This window comes from Streptomyces fulvorobeus, assembly GCF_013167895.1.
Taxonomy (GTDB): Bacteria; Actinomycetota; Actinomycetes; order Streptomycetales; family Streptomycetaceae; genus Streptomyces; species Streptomyces fulvorobeus.
The window spans coordinates 473,254-486,902 of the sequence record NZ_BLWC01000001.1; the positions used below are offsets into that span (position 1 = coordinate 473,254).

Below are 13,649 nucleotides of genomic sequence, written 5' to 3' on the forward strand. Positions count from 1 at the left end.
CAGGTGGTGCCGAGGTCATAGCTGTCGGACGTGGTGCGGGCGCCCCGCCGAGGAAGGCGGCCAGGGCGCCGGTCAGGCCGAGGCCGACGAAACGGATGACTCAGCGATGCGGTGGTGTTCGGCGTTGATGCGCTGGGCTTCCTGGAGCTGGTCCTCGAGGATGACGATGCGGCAGGCGGCCTCGATGGGGGTGCCCTGGTCGACGAGTTCCCGGGCGCGGGCGGCGACGCGCAGCTGGTAACGGGAGTAGCGGCGGTGCCCGCCCGGGGAGCGGAGCGGGGTGATGAGGCGGGCTTCGCCGATGGCACGGAGGAAGCCCTGGGTGGTGCCGAGCAGCTCGGCGGCCCGGCCCATGGTGTAGGCGGGGTAGTCGTCGTCGTCGAGACGGCCGAAGGAGTCGTCCGCTGTCACTTGCACCTCTCTGTTGCACGCGTGGAGGGGCCCTGGTGCCACTTGGCACCAGGGCCCCGAAGGAACTGCTACACCATCTGCCGGCCCTGGCTACTGCGCCGGCTCTCTTTTTCCGCTGCCCGACCGGAACGCTGTCGGGGGTACGGGGATCGCGGTTGCTTGACCGGAGACCACCTCACTATCGATGTCCTGCGGTACCCGGGCTCAAAACTCCACCCGGGCGATCCTGATGGCGCCTGGCTCCTCCGTTCTTCCCTCGATGATCACCTGCGTATCTGATACTGCGAACTGCTCCGTGGCCTGTGACAGCGCCACTTTTCGACAGCCAGCCCCGTCGCCCGTCCTGCATCCACTCTGGCTTGGAACCCCACTGCCGAACCTCCCGGTGCGCGCGTCCGCAGCCGACGCCTTCACCGAGGTGCTGCTCAGTCCTGGCTGCTGAGAACTACCTCAACTGCGGTACTGCTCACGGCGGCCCCTGATCACTGCGGGCCCCCGGTCCGGTCGCCAGTCCCGTCGCCATCCTGCAACCACTTCGGCTTCGAGACTCCGCCACCGCACCGCCCTGCGCACTGCGACTTCGTTACTGCTCCCCGGCAGTTCGTCTCTGCCGGGCCCTGCTGTCTTTCCGGGTTACGAGAGAAACCATAACCGGACCAGAGCTCAATGTCTACCCCAGTCATCATAGATTTTCGGTGTTCGACGGCGAGGTAATCGATGTCGAACGGAGGCGGCATCGGGAGTGAGGGGTGACAAGCCGGGCACAAGCACCTTTCAGACAACGGGGCATGACGATGCAGAGACCAGGTGACCTGATGGACACGATGAGCGTCACTGTCGTACCCGCCCACTCCGCGACATCCGTCGCCGTCGCACGCGACAGCGCCCGGGACTTCCTCGCGGCTCTCCCGGAGCCGCTGGCTGCCGAGGCCGCCGAGACCGTGGTCCTGGTCGTGTCGGAGCTCGTCACCAACGCCCTGCGCCACGGTGGCGGCACCTGCACCCTCGACCTGACCGCCCACCCGGACAGCATCGAGGTGACCGTGCACGACCTCAGTCCGCAGGCGCCACTGATGCGCACCCCGGACCTCAACGGTGGCACCGGGGGCTTCGGCTGGCCCATGGTCAACCGTCTGGCGCACACCACCTCGGTCCGCCACCGGCCGTCCGGCGGCAAGACCGTCAGCGCGACGCTCGCCCGATAGCGCCGAGGCCCGCGGAATCGGGCTCTCCCAAGACCTTCTCCGCCTTCACCTCGACGCCGGGCACGTTCCCTGCCGCTCTCGACCGGTCCACCATGCCGACCGGTCCCCCATGCCGATGACATACGTCTCGGCGGCAGCCGGCAGGTAGAAGAGCGCCTCCTCGGCCAGCCCCAGACGCCCGGTGTTCGACGACCCTTCCTGCCGGACGGGGAACGGAGCGGGGATACCTCTACGCCGACGGCGTGGCCGCCCCCGCGCGTCGCCGCTGCCACAGGGTGAGCGCTCCCAGCGCGACACCCACGGCGAGCAGGACGAGGCCACGCAGCCACACCTCGGCCTCGATCTGGGTGGCCAGACCGACACAGGACAGCGCACCCAGTACCGGGACGGCGGTGGGCGTACGGAAGTGGTCCTGGGGGGCGTCACTGTCGCGGCGCAGCACCAGCACGGCGGTGTTGACGGTGAGGAAGACCGCCAGCAGGAGCAGGACGAGGGTGCCGGCCAGGACGTCCACCTCTCCGGTGGTCGCCAGCAGCGCGGACAGGGCCGTGGTGGCCGCGACGGCGGCCCAGGGGGTGCGCCGCTCGGGCAGGACCCGGGTGAGGAAGGCGGGCAGAAGACCTTCGCGGCTCATGCCGTAGGCGAGGCGGGAGGTCATGATGCCGGTGAGCAGGGCCCCGTTCGCCACGGCGACGAGGGCGATCAGCGCGAACAGCTTCTCCGGTACACCTCCGGCCACCTTGACCACCTCCAGCAGCGGTCCGTCCGAGGACGCGAGGACGTCGGTCGGCACGGCGGCGGATGCCGCGGCGCCCACGGCGGCGTACACGAGACCGGCGGTGAGGAGGGCACCGAAGAGGGCCTTGGGGTAGGAGCGCCTGGGGTCGAGGGTCTCCTCGGCGACGTTCACCGAGGTCTCGAAGCCCACGAAGGAGTAGTAGGCGAGGACCGCGCCCGCCAGGACGGCCGTCATGGGGGACGCGGTGTCGGTGCCGAGCTGGGTGAGCCGTCCGAGGTCGCCGTCGCCGCGCAGCAGGACCCAGGCGCCGAGGCCGATGACGAGCAGCAGGCCGCCGGTCTCGATCAGCGTGGCGTAGGTGTTGGCGCGGGTGGACTCGCGGATGCCGCGCGCGTTGAGCAGGGCCAGCAGGCCCAGGAAGACGACGGCCACCACGGCGACCGGCAGCGTGACGAACGCGCCGAGGTAGTCGCCGGCGAAGCCGCGGGCGAGCGCCGCGACGGAGACGATGCCGGCGGCGAGCATGCAGTATCCGGCGAGGAAGCCGACGACGGGGCCGAAGGCGCGGGTCGCGTAGTGGGAGGCGCCGCCCGCGCGCGGGTACTTCGTCGCCAGTTCGGCGTACGAGGCGGCTGTGAGGAGGGCGAGCAGCAGAGCGGCGGTCAGAGGCACCCAGACCGCGCCGCCGGATTTCCCCGCCACCTCGCCGATCAGTACGTACACCCCGGCGCCGAGGACGTCGCCGAGGATGAAGAAGTACAGCAGGCGCGTGGTGAGGACCTTGCGGAGCGGCGTCTGCGAAGGGGCTCCGAGGGCATTGCGGGTCATTTTTTCCTCTGTGTGGTACCGCTGTGCCGGCAGCGGAGCTGCCGACTGGGGCTGAGCATCGTGGTGAGCCGTGGTGACGACCGTGCCGCGAGCGGGGTGAGTGAGTGGTGCGGGTGGGTCAGGGGGAAGCGGCCGACGTGCGTGGGCGCGATTCGGCGGCCTGTTCTGTGCGTGCTGTTCTGTCTGCGCTGTTCTGTTTGCCACCGGAGCGGGGATGAAACGGCGCGTTCCGCCAAGCGGTGCACGACACATCCGCACATGCCCGGCCCGTAACCGGGCACACGACAGGTCCACCGAGTCGCCTCACGGCTCCCCGTTCCTCCACTTCGGACGCGGGCGGCTGGTCGCACGGCATGCGACCTGAGCCCGATCTCATCCGGTTCGACCGATTTCAGGACGGTATCGTGAAGAAGGCGAGGCAAGAAGTGAAGGGGTTCACCTGTGGTTGACCGTGGAAGGCCGGCGACGGCGGAGGCAGGCCGCGAGAACGTGTCCGACGCCGAGGCGGTCCTCCTCGAAGGGCTGCGGGTGGACGAGCAGCGGCCCGAGCAGCCCATCCTGCTGGACGGCGACGGCAAGCCGCTCGAGACCTGGCGGGAGAACCACCCGTACGAGGAGAAGCTGCGCCGCCAGCCGTACGAGCGGCAGAAACGCATACTCCAGATCGAGATGCTCAAGCTCCAGAAGTGGGTGCGGGAGACCGGCCAGCGGATCGTGGTGGTGTGCGAGGGCCGCGACGCGGCCGGCAAGGGCGGCACCATCAAACGTTTCACCGAGCGGCTCAATCCGCGCGGGGCCCGGGTGGTGGCGCTGGACAAGCCCACCGAGCGCGAGAGCGGTCAGTGGTACTTCCAGCGTTACGTCACGCACCTGCCCGCCGCCGGGGAGATCGTCTTCTTCGACCGGTCCTGGTACAACCGCGCGGGCGTCGAGCGGGTCATGGGCTTCTGCACTCCCGAGGACTACGAGCGGTTCTACACGCAGGCCCCGGCCTTCGAGAAGATGCTCACCGACGACGGGATCGTGCTGGTGAAGTTCTGGTTCTCGGTCTCGCGGGGCGAGCAGCGCACCCGGTTCGCCATCCGTCAGGTCGATCCCGTACGGCAGTGGAAGCTGTCCCCCACCGACCTGGCCTCCTTGGACCTGTGGGACGCCTACACCGAGGCGAAGGTCGACATGTTCCGCGCGACGGACTCTCCGCACGCGCCGTGGACCGTGGTGAAGAGCAACGACAAACGCCGCGGCCGGCTGGAGGCCATGCGCCACCTGCTGCTGCGTTGCGACTACGACGCCCGGGACCCGGAGGTGGTCGGTGAGGCCGATCCGCTCATCATCGGCTCGGCCGACACCCTCTTGGAGAACGGCGAGGAGCCCACCGTCCTCTCCCCCACCCCGCTGTCGCCGCAGACCGAGGGTCCGGGCCGCCACCCGGACGAGAAGGACTGACAAACGGGCCGGTCCTGGCGGGACGGCACACGGCTGACAACCGAGAGGGCTGGTGGCTCACAGCTCGCCGGCACCGCAGGATTCCGGTTCGCGGATCATGTTCCCGACTGGGGCGGCCTTCCGTGCCCCGCGCCCCGCCGACGTGCGGGGCGCGGGGCACGGCACGGCACGGCCAGGAAGATCACCGGGCTCAGCAGAACCAGCCGTTCTGCACCCAGCCGCGCCGGTTGATGTCCCCGTAGGCGAAACCGTAGACCCAGTCCCCGCCGCCCTGTTCCACCAGGAAGGTCTGGCCTCGGTACAAGGTCCCCATCCACGCTCCGTGAGGGGCGGTGACCCGGACGAAGAGGTCCTGGGCACAGACGGTTTCGCGTTGGCCCACGGTGCCGTTGTCGGCGGCGGCAGGGCTGACAGTCATGACGGTGATCGCGGCAAGGGCCAGAGCCGGAGCGGCGAGCCTGCTGGTACGGGTCATGAGTGGTCCTTCCGTTCGTCGAGGCGCTCGATCACCACGATCCGAAACCGCCCAGGCACTCCTGCCTGACGAAGCCCCAGTCGTTGGGCCCGAAGTCGAAGGTGGCCGCCCAGCCGTTGTAGACCGGGTGGGCACCGCGGGTGTGCCCGACCTTGTCACCGCGGAGCAGTACGCGTTTCAGGCCGACCGGACCTGACGCACTGTCATAGTTCGCGTAGAAGCTCGCACTGTCACAGACGATGACCGCGTGCGTCGGAACTGTCGGCTCCGCCTGGGCGACACCTGCGGCGCTCAGGGCGAGGACGGCGGTCGCGGACAGAGCGACACCCTGCTTCAAGGTCAGGTTCATGACAAGCATGGTGAGGGATGACGGCCTCCTCGTCCAGAGCACAGGACGGGCATCGAGTCCCTCACTCATGACGACAACGTTGTCGCGATTTGAGTGTTCAGTTTCGGTGGAGTTCCTCCATGAGCCAAGGGGTGCGCGGCGTCTGGAGCTGTCTTCCGGGACCCCGCTACGGGATGAGCGAGGAAGAGGGAAGCAGGGCTCGGGCCCCGAGCTCCCTGACGCCGGGCGAGCGTCCTGCTCCCAGCAAATCGCCTGAGGCGCAGGGGTGTCCGTCGATGTGGTCGACGGCGCAGACGGCGAGGGCGCCTGATCGGCTCCGTTGCGTATCGGTCTCCGACCGATACGCAACGGAGGGACGTGCGCCCTCTTGACGTGCGCCGGACAGAGTGTGCAATCTCATTGAAACCTGTTCGTTCCTGTTGGTTCACCAGGCGGTCCCTCCCTGCATCGGAGCTCCAGTCATGACTGTCAGAACAACCGGGCTCATCGCGAGGTCCTGTGCCTCGCTGCTGGCCGGCGGGCTCATCGCCATGCTCGTCCCCTCCGCCGCCGTCGCCGCTCCCGAGTACTCGACCTCCGAGGCGGGCAACCCCTTCGTCGACGGCTGGTACGCCGACCCGGACACCGAGGTCTACAACGGCCGTTACTGGGTCTTCCCCACGACGTCGAAGGGCTACTACGAGCAGACCTCGCTCGACGCGTTCTCCTCCACCGACATGGTCAACTGGACCAAACACCCCAACGTGCTGAACACGGCGAACATCTCCTGGGCCAAGTACGCCCTGTGGGCGCCGGCGCCGGTGCAGCGTAACGGGAAGTACTACCTCTACTTCGCGGCCAACGACATCCAGAACAACTCCCAGCTCGGCGGTATCGGCGTGGCCGTCGCCGACCGCCCCGAGGGGCCGTACAAGGACGCCCTCGGCAAGCCGCTGATCTCGCAGTTCCACAACGGTGCCCAGCCCATCGACCAGGACGTCTTCATCGACGACGACGGTCAGGCGTACATGTACTACGGCGGCTGGCACCACGCCAACGTCGTCAAGCTCAACCCCGATATGACCAGCCTCGCGACCCATGCCGACGGATCGACCTACAAGGAGATCACTCCGGAGAACTACACCGAGGGCTCCTACATGTTCAAGCGCAACGGCCGGTACTACCTGATGTGGTCCGAGGGAGGGTGGACGGGCCCGGACTACTCCGTGTCCTACGCCATGTCCGACTCGCCCACCGGCCCCTTCAGGAAGCTCGACAAGGTACTCGCCCAGGACCCCGCCGTCGCCCGCGGCTCGGGCCACCACTCGGTCGTCAACGTGCCCGGTACCGACATCTGGTACATCGTCTACCACCGCCGCCCGCTCAGCGAGACGGACGGCAACCACCGTCAACTCGCCTACGACCGGCTGTACTTCAACTCCGACGGGACCATCCGGCGGGTGGCGATGCAGGTGAAGGACAACTTCGCCGACGGCAACGCGCTGGGCTGGAAGACGTACGGCGGCTCCTGGTCGGTCCGCGACGGGCGCTACCGGGTGGAGAACGACCTCGGCGGCAAGGCGCTGCTCGACACCAACTTCGCCGACTTCACCTATGACGCCGACGTGACGCTGAACTCGGGCGCCGGAGACGCCGGCCTGACGTTCCGCACGACCCGGCCATCGGTCGGCTGGGACAGCTACTCCGGCTACTACGCGGGCATCGGCCCGAACGGCAGGGTCGTGCTCGGACGGGCCAATGACAACTGGACCCAGCTGGGGACCGCCCAGATGCCTATCGCCCCGGGCTCGACCCACCGGTTGCGCGTCACGGCCGTCGGCTCCTCGATCAGGGTGTACGTCGACGACATGACGACACCGAAGATCTCCGTCACCGACTCCACGTACCCCAGCGGCGCGAACGGTGTCCGCGTCTTCAACACCTCCGCCTCCTTCGACAACGTGGCGGTCGGACAGGCACGCTGACCCGACGTCCGAGGCAGGCACGGACGTTGCCGCGTTGCCGCGGAAACGGTTGTCGTCTGTGAGCGAGGCGCACTCCGGCGGTCCGCGGTCCCTGTCGGAGGAGGGCGACACGTCCTACGGAGGAGGAGGGGACGCCTGACGGGGATCACGGCACGCCGGCTGCGACGCGGTCGTTCTCCTGGCCGGAGAACGACCGCGTCGCAGCCGGTACCGGGCTTTCACCGCATGGTGCATTCGCCTCGACGGCGCAGTTCGGCGACGGCCGCCGCGGCCCCCTTGGCGTACGGCCGTACGTCGGCGGTTGTCGGAGCCACCCGCCAGGCACCGTCCTCGGACACCATGAGCAGGGTGCCTGTGACCCCTCCGCCGCGCCAGTGGATCTCGACCGTGCGCCGGTCCACCGAAGCGGCCCTCTCCACCTCGAGGGGAACGGCGAGCAGCGGATGACAGATCCGGTGGGTGCCGACATAGGTGTCACGCGGCACCTGGCGCCGGGCGTCCCCGCTCCATCCGTTCCAGGCCGCCGACCAGTCACCGCCCGAGAGAAGCCCGAGATGCGTCTGCGCCGCCGACCTGGCGGCCTGAAGGGCCGTCGCACCGTCCCCCGCCGAACGCCCCGAGGCGGTGGGCGATCCACCGGTGTCCTGGGCCCGGCTGACGAGCACCATCACGATCAGAACCACGATCACCGAACCGAACCGCAACAGCCGGGTACGCCGCGTGTGCCGGGCCCCCGGCACGGCGTCGACGGGCGCCCCGGGGGCGGTGAGGCCCGCCGGCGGCCCGTCAGCACGTCGGTGTACGAGTCTCTGCATGGACGATCTCTCCGTCTCCGATGCCTTCGATGTCTCCGGGGCGAAGGCGAGGGCCGCGGGGGCCGGGGGGTGATCGCCCGGCCCCCGCGGCGGCTCTCGCCCGGCCGACCCGCGGTGGGAGGTCGGCCGGTGGTTTCCCGGTGCACGAAGCGCCGGGAGGCGCGGGATGGTCAGTTGGCGTAGCGGTTGGTGCCGTACTTCTTCACCAGGTCGGTGTTGGACGAGACGTTCATGTCCGCGATGAAGCGGATGGAGTCACGTGTCGCTTCCAGGGGCAGCGCGCTCTGGCCGGACCCTCCGAGCCTGTAGACCCAGGTGTGACCCGGGTCGATGCCGCGCTGTGCGAGCGGCACGTCGTGGAAGCCGAGCCGTGCGATGTAGAACGACGTTCCGTCACCCCGCTTGACCTCGAGGAAGTCCTGCTGCGGGTGGCCGAATGCCTGGGAGGCGCCGTAGTGGTGCTGGTCGGAGCCCGAGGGGGCGCGGAAGATCAGGACGCCGCAGTCCAGGTGGATCGGCTTGCTGGAGCGGTTGACGAAGACCAGCTCCCGCACCCCGTAACCGCTGGTGCTGTCGGCCTTCACGCTGACGGAGAGCGGGACGTTGGAGGTGAAGGCTGTGGTGAGCGGCTCGCTCAGGATCGGGTTGGTGCCACCCAGGGGATAGCTGGGACTGGTGTGGCAGCGTTCCAGCGGAGTGGAGTACTGCGAGGCCCCGCCCGTCGGCAGTTGCTGAGTGAAGGTGCTCGGACCGCCGGAGACCACTGTGGTCTGTCCGGCGGCAGCGGTGGCCGGCCGGGAGAGAGTGAGTTGGACGGCGACCGCGGCGAGCACCAGGGCCAGTGCGGCCAACGTGGCCAGCATCGGCCGTAGAGAGGTGGTGCGCATGGGAGTTCCTCCTGAGCGGGCAGGGCGGATGGGGAGGCGTGATCCGAGGGCCCGGATCACGCGGTGGGGACGGGAGTACGACGAAGCGGTCAGTCGGCTGCTGATCGAACCCGACTTGCGGGAGCGCTCCCACCGTGGACCGATGCCTAACTGTGGAGAGTGGGGACGCGATCGTCAACGGGTAAAACCTGACGTGAACAAGCCAAGAAGTTGACGTCCCGTACCTGGCCGACCTCGGCACGGGCGCAAGGCGGTCTGTTTCCGGAGTACGGCCGCCACCACGTCCGTCACGGACGACTCCCTGGTCAGCGCCCCCGTGCAAGCCTCCCGGAAGCGACTTGGGCCAGGGTGACGGAATTCGGCTCGATAAACCCTCACCCGGCGGCCAGAAGATGTTACGCGCCCGAGCCCTCGCCGTCCCGCAGCCCGGCGTCAACTCGGCGCCATCCCGGACGAGTTGTTCGGTCACAGGTCTTGTCAGTGCCTCCGTCCGTCCCTACAGTCCCGACCTAAGTAAGAACTGGGAGCGCTCCCACCCCCCACGCTTACGGAAAGGGTCCGCATGAGTCCGCTACTCAACCGAGTCCGCTCCGCCCGCACCGCCCTCGCCACGATGGCGACAGTGCTGGCGTCGATGGCCGCTCTCGTGACGACGGCCGGGCCCGCCCAGGCCGACACCCTGATCTGCGACCAGTTCGGGTCCACGACGATCCAGGGCCGCTATGTGGTCCAGAACAATCGCTGGGGCACCAGTGCCACGCAGTGCGTCAACGCCACCGCGACCGGCTTCGAGCTCACCCGGGCCGACGGATCGGTCCCGACCAACGGGGCTCCCAAGTCCTATCCCTCGGTCTACAACGGCTGCCACTACACGAACTGCTCCCCCGGCACCAACCTGCCGATCCAGCTGAGCACGATCAGCAGCGCGCCCAGCAGCATCTCCTACGGCTACGTCTCCAACGCGGTCTACAACGCCTCGTACGACATCTGGCTGGACCCGACGCCCAAGAAGGACGGTGTGAGCAGGACGGAGATCATGATCTGGTTCAACCGGGCCGGCGCCATCCAGCCGATCGGCTCGCGCGTCGGCACGGCGGCGGTGGGAGGCCGCACCTGGGAGATCTGGACCGGCAGCAACGGTGCCAATGACGTCATCTCCTTCGTCGCACCGTCGGCGATCTCGAGCTGGAGCTTCGACGTCATGGACTTCGTCGACGCGACCGTGGCGCGCGGCATGGCCCAGCCCTCCTGGTACCTGACGAGCGTGCAGGCCGGGTTCGAACCCTGGCAGAACGGAGCGGGCCTGAAGGTCAACTCCTTCTCGTCGACGGTCAACACGGGCGGCAGTGGTCCGAGTGACCCCGGCACACCGGCACCGGGCGCCTGCCGCGTCTCCTACGGCACCAGCTCCTGGCCGGGCGGCTTCACCGCCAACGTCTCGGTCACCAACACGAGTACGGCGCCCGTGAACGGGTGGAAGACCGCCTTCACGCTCCCCGCGGGCCAGGCCGTAACCAGCGCCTGGAACGCCACGGTCAGCCCGTCCTCCGGCGCGGTGACCGCGACGAACACGTCCTCCAACGCGCAGATACCTGCCGGCGGCACCCAGTCGTTCGGTTTCCAGGGCACGTATACCGGAACGTTCGCCAAGCCGACGCAGTTCAGCCTCAACGGGACGGCGTGCACGGTGGCTTAGTACGCCAGGGGACCTGCTGTTCCGGCGGCGCCTCGCAGGAGTCGCACGTTTACCGCTCCGTGCGGAGGACGGCGCCATGGAACGGCGCCCCCGCGTGAGACAGCGCGTCTGAGGACCGGTGGCCTGTGGTCGTTCTCACCGCAGGCCACCGGCTTCGCCCGCCCTCCACGGCGTGGGGCTCGCCCGGCCGCGGCTGATGTGGGATGCAGCAGGGCCGCACCGCTACTGAGACCGTTCGGACCGCGGGCCGAACCGGCGACCCCGGCCTCGTCGGCCTCCTGGGGCAAGGGTTCTGTTCGGAAATGAGGCGAAGGTGCCGCATCGGCACCTGAACCCGGACTGGAGGCTGCACAGATGAAGAAGACCATGCTCGTCGCCCTCGTGGGGCTGCTGTCGGCGACGACCGCGCCCGTGTCGTGGGGCTCCGGCCCCGGCCCGGACCACCGTGCGGGGAAGTCCGAAGCGCGTACCTGCGCCTCGCGCACCCTGATGTTCTGCGAGGACTTCGCCGCCCTGCCGCCGGGCGAGGCCAAGGGCCGCGGCTGGACCACCGACAGCGCGAACGGCACACTGACCGTCGAGCGGGACGCCAGCCGCCACAGCAAGCACCTGCGCATCCGCACCGAGGACAACGGCCGGGCGTTCCTGGAGGTCAGCGACGTGAAGCCGCCTGGCAACAGCTTCTGGGGCCGGGTACGTCTGCGCGTCGGCGCCTTCCCCGTCGCCCCCGACTGGGCGCACTGGACCATGGTTGAGGCCACCGGTGAGGGACCGGGATACGTGCGCCCCCTGGGCGGGCAGTACGTACCCACGGCCGGGAAGAACCTGTGGGGCATCGGCTCCGACGGGGGCCCGACCGGCGACTGGACGGCCTGGCGCGAGTCGGCGCCGGCCCGCGCGGGCGTGTGGCAGTGCGTGGAGTGGCGGATGGACGCCTCCGACAACGAGATCTCCCTCTGGATCGACGGCCGGGCCAAGCCGGAGCTCACCGTCTCCACCGGTCATCACGATGGCGCCGACACCGACTTCGTCTTCCCTCGGTTCGACACGGTGAAGATCGGCTGGCAGCTGTACCAGGGCAGCCCGAGCCCGTCCTCCTACGACGTGCGGATGGACGACATCGCGCTGGACGCCGACCGGATCGGCTGCTGAACAGGACCGCAACGGCACATGACGTCACCCCGGCCCGGGGGCGGGGCGGCCGGCAGCCTGAGTACCTCCTCGTACGTCTTCGCCTCCAGCCCGCGCCGCCGGGTCCACCACGGCCTGCCCCGGCCTGCTCGACCAGCTGAAGACCGGGTGCCCGAACCGGCCCTGCTCCGACGCCGACGAGAGCAGGGCGTCGTTCAGGTCCGGCCGCCAACCTGACCCGGGCCTCGCGGTCGACGGGGCTCCGGTCGGGGAGCTCCAGCTGTGCCACCTGCTGGGTGCGTACCGGCCGGGACCGTGGTGCGGCATGCCGTCGTCTCCCCCGTCGTCCCCGGCAGGGGGACGTGAAACGCCCTCGGAAGCCTGTGACTGGGGCCGCAGAGGATGACCGTCAGCAGGTGGGGCGGTGGAACCGCCCGCGCCACCAGCGGCACGGGACGCGCCTTCGCCTAAGAGCTCCGCGAGTTGGAGGAGGAAGAACGTGAGAACCAGAAGCCACGAAAGCCGGCGCAGTGCCGCGCCGGCGGGACGCACCGGTGAACCGCCCCGCGGGATTCGCGCGACACTGGCCGTCGCCCGGGACCGCTACCGTCCGCACAGTACGACCGTTCTCAGGGTCTCCGTGGGTCTGGTCTTTCTCTGGTTCGGCCTGATGAAGTTCTTTCCCGGGGTCAGTCCCGCCGAAAGCGTCGCCATCAGGACCATGAATGTCCTGACTTTCGATCTTCTGCCCGTACGCGCGTCCTGCCTGCTCCTCGCCCTTCTGGAGACCGCGATCGGCATCGGACTGGTCACCGGGGTGCTGTTACGGCTGGCGCTGGCGGCGTTCTTCGCCCACATGGCCGGCGTCTTCTCGGCGCTGTTCATCCTGCCCGCCGAGATGTGGGACGGCACCGCGCCCGCCCCCACCCTGGAGGGGCAGTACATCATCAAGAACGTCGTGCTGATCGCCGCGTGTCTCGCTGTCGCCGTCGACGAGCGAGAACCCCGCCCGCACCATCCCCCACCGGACTGAGCTCGTCTGCCCCTCGACCGTCCTCCGCGACCGGACTCCGTGCCGAGGCGACACCCGCGCCCCAGCGAGGCAGGCCGGCGGGCACCAGGACCTCGCCGCGGCCCTGGTGCGCGAGGTGGCGGCCGGGCAGGCTACTTTGCTCGGATGAGTCTCCTTGATGATGTGGCCGAGCGCGACGGCTGGCGATGCTGGGTGTGTGACGAACCGGTCGACCCCGACGAGTCGGTGAACGACCCGCGGGGCCCCAGCGTCGACAGCCGGACCGCCGACCGCAAGGCCAAGGTCACCGAGCGGCTCGCGCACCGCGGATGCAACACCCGCAAGGGCGCGGTCAAGGTGGTCATCGCCTGGCCGGACCGCCTGTACGTGGTCGAACCCGCGCCGCTGATCACGGTTGCCGGGAGGCTGGAGCGCAAGGGGGGCCGCGAGATGGTGGGGCGTTGTCCGACCAGGCGGGACGCCCAGGAGGCGGCGGACTGGCTGGTGGACCGGTTCTCCCGCCTGGTACCGGGGCTGCCGGTGACCGCCGACATCGAGCCGGGCGGCGGCCAGTTCCTCGTCACGCTGGCCACCGGCCGCCGCTGACCCTTCGTGCCCCGATGGCAGGTTCTCCGTAGGCATTCTCCTGCACGGCCCTCCGGTACAACCGCCGTGTCCGGGGAAGGGAATC

The 13,649-nt window shown here is 69.2% G+C and carries 13 protein-coding genes; 7 read left to right on the top strand and 6 right to left on the bottom strand.

The window, feature by feature from the left end; translation table 11 throughout:
• Positions 1-72 precede the first annotated feature (72 nt).
• Entirely contained in the window at positions 73-411 is a 339-nt protein-coding gene (locus tag Sfulv_RS01950) for a helix-turn-helix domain-containing protein (RefSeq protein ID WP_173310676.1), read from the bottom strand.
• Between the two features lie 815 nt (positions 412-1,226).
• Here Sfulv_RS01950 and Sfulv_RS01955 point away from each other — a divergent pair.
• The gene (locus Sfulv_RS01955) at positions 1,227-1,616 is read left to right on the top strand and encodes an ATP-binding protein (protein WP_173317520.1); all 390 of its coding nucleotides are present in this window, start codon (positions 1,227-1,229) and stop codon (positions 1,614-1,616) included.
• Between the two features lie 229 nt (positions 1,617-1,845).
• On the opposite strand, the gene Sfulv_RS01960 is transcribed toward Sfulv_RS01955, so the two are convergent.
• Positions 1,846-3,183, bottom strand: a complete 1,338-nt coding sequence (locus Sfulv_RS01960) for an APC family permease (protein ID WP_173310678.1) — start codon at positions 3,181-3,183, stop codon at positions 1,846-1,848.
• A gap of 489 nt (positions 3,184-3,672) precedes the next feature.
• Between Sfulv_RS01960 and ppk2 the strand changes: the two genes are divergently transcribed.
• Positions 3,673-4,629: a polyphosphate kinase 2 gene (ppk2, locus tag Sfulv_RS01965; protein ID WP_256669220.1), complete on the top strand. Its 957-nt coding sequence runs from the start codon at positions 3,673-3,675 to the stop codon at positions 4,627-4,629.
• Positions 4,630-4,819: 190 nt separating this feature from the next.
• Here ppk2 and Sfulv_RS01970 read toward each other — a convergent pair whose 3' ends face one another.
• Together Sfulv_RS01970 and Sfulv_RS01975 are read right to left on the bottom strand one after the other, a co-directional pair.
• On the bottom strand, positions 4,820-5,104 hold the full coding sequence (locus Sfulv_RS01970; RefSeq protein WP_173310682.1) for a hypothetical protein: 285 nt from the start codon (positions 5,102-5,104) through the stop codon (positions 4,820-4,822).
• 31 nt (positions 5,105-5,135) lie between these two features.
• Positions 5,136-5,453, bottom strand: a complete 318-nt coding sequence (locus tag Sfulv_RS01975; protein WP_218578030.1) for a hypothetical protein — start codon at positions 5,451-5,453, stop codon at positions 5,136-5,138.
• Between the two features lie 461 nt (positions 5,454-5,914).
• Between Sfulv_RS01975 and Sfulv_RS01980 the strand changes: the two genes are divergently transcribed.
• Complete coding sequence (locus Sfulv_RS01980; protein WP_173310684.1) at positions 5,915-7,417, top strand: glycoside hydrolase family 43 protein; 1,503 nt, start codon at positions 5,915-5,917, stop codon at positions 7,415-7,417.
• Positions 7,418-7,635: 218 nt separating this feature from the next.
• Here Sfulv_RS01980 and Sfulv_RS01985 read toward each other — a convergent pair whose 3' ends face one another.
• Both Sfulv_RS01985 and Sfulv_RS01990 read right to left on the bottom strand, forming a co-directional pair.
• Positions 7,636-8,232: a hypothetical protein gene (locus tag Sfulv_RS01985; RefSeq protein WP_173310686.1), complete on the bottom strand. Its 597-nt coding sequence runs from the start codon at positions 8,230-8,232 to the stop codon at positions 7,636-7,638.
• A gap of 170 nt (positions 8,233-8,402) precedes the next feature.
• The gene (locus Sfulv_RS01990) at positions 8,403-9,119 is read right to left on the bottom strand and encodes a hypothetical protein (protein ID WP_173310688.1); all 717 of its coding nucleotides are present in this window, start codon (positions 9,117-9,119) and stop codon (positions 8,403-8,405) included.
• 562 nt (positions 9,120-9,681) lie between these two features.
• Here Sfulv_RS01990 and Sfulv_RS01995 point away from each other — a divergent pair.
• The 4 genes from Sfulv_RS01995 to Sfulv_RS02010 all read left to right on the top strand — a co-directional run bounded on the left by Sfulv_RS01995 (position 9,682) and on the right by Sfulv_RS02010 (position 13,564).
• Positions 9,682-10,815, top strand: coding sequence for a glycoside hydrolase family 12 protein (locus Sfulv_RS01995; protein WP_173310690.1), 1,134 nt, complete (start codon positions 9,682-9,684; stop codon positions 10,813-10,815).
• 354 nt (positions 10,816-11,169) lie between these two features.
• Positions 11,170-11,967, top strand: a complete 798-nt coding sequence (locus Sfulv_RS02000; RefSeq protein ID WP_173310692.1) for a hypothetical protein — start codon at positions 11,170-11,172, stop codon at positions 11,965-11,967.
• Positions 11,968-12,667: 700 nt separating this feature from the next.
• On the top strand, positions 12,668-12,979 hold the full coding sequence (locus tag Sfulv_RS31380) for a hypothetical protein (RefSeq protein WP_344571363.1): 312 nt from the start codon (positions 12,668-12,670) through the stop codon (positions 12,977-12,979).
• 144 nt (positions 12,980-13,123) lie between these two features.
• Positions 13,124-13,564 carry a hypothetical protein gene (locus Sfulv_RS02010; RefSeq protein WP_173310696.1) on the top strand — a complete coding sequence of 147 codons (441 nt, stop codon included), beginning with the start codon at positions 13,124-13,126 and terminating at the stop codon, positions 13,562-13,564.
• Positions 13,565-13,649: the final 85 nt, after the last annotated feature.

Excerpts from the sequence above, each read along its gene's own strand:
- Sfulv_RS01975 (WP_218578030.1), bottom strand. The coding sequence starts at position 5,453 with ATGAACCTGACCTTGAAGCAGGGTGTCGCTCTGTCCGCGACCGCCGTC.
- Sfulv_RS01980 (WP_173310684.1), top strand. The coding sequence starts at position 5,915 with ATGACTGTCAGAACAACCGGGCTCATCGCGAGGTCCTGTGCCTCGCTG.
- Sfulv_RS01990 (WP_173310688.1), bottom strand. The coding sequence starts at position 9,119 with ATGCGCACCACCTCTCTACGGCCGATGCTGGCCACGTTGGCCGCACTG.
- Sfulv_RS31380 (WP_344571363.1), top strand. The coding sequence starts at position 12,668 with ATGAATGTCCTGACTTTCGATCTTCTGCCCGTACGCGCGTCCTGCCTG.
- Sfulv_RS01985 (WP_173310686.1), bottom strand. The coding sequence starts at position 8,232 with ATGCAGAGACTCGTACACCGACGTGCTGACGGGCCGCCGGCGGGCCTC.
- Sfulv_RS01955 (WP_173317520.1), top strand. The coding sequence starts at position 1,227 with ATGGACACGATGAGCGTCACTGTCGTACCCGCCCACTCCGCGACATCC.
- Sfulv_RS01960 (WP_173310678.1), bottom strand. The coding sequence starts at position 3,183 with ATGACCCGCAATGCCCTCGGAGCCCCTTCGCAGACGCCGCTCCGCAAG.
- Sfulv_RS01970 (WP_173310682.1), bottom strand. The coding sequence starts at position 5,104 with ATGACCCGTACCAGCAGGCTCGCCGCTCCGGCTCTGGCCCTTGCCGCG.
- Sfulv_RS02000 (WP_173310692.1), top strand. The coding sequence starts at position 11,170 with ATGAAGAAGACCATGCTCGTCGCCCTCGTGGGGCTGCTGTCGGCGACG.
- Sfulv_RS01995 (WP_173310690.1), top strand. The coding sequence starts at position 9,682 with ATGAGTCCGCTACTCAACCGAGTCCGCTCCGCCCGCACCGCCCTCGCC.
- Sfulv_RS02010 (WP_173310696.1), top strand. The coding sequence starts at position 13,124 with ATGAGTCTCCTTGATGATGTGGCCGAGCGCGACGGCTGGCGATGCTGG.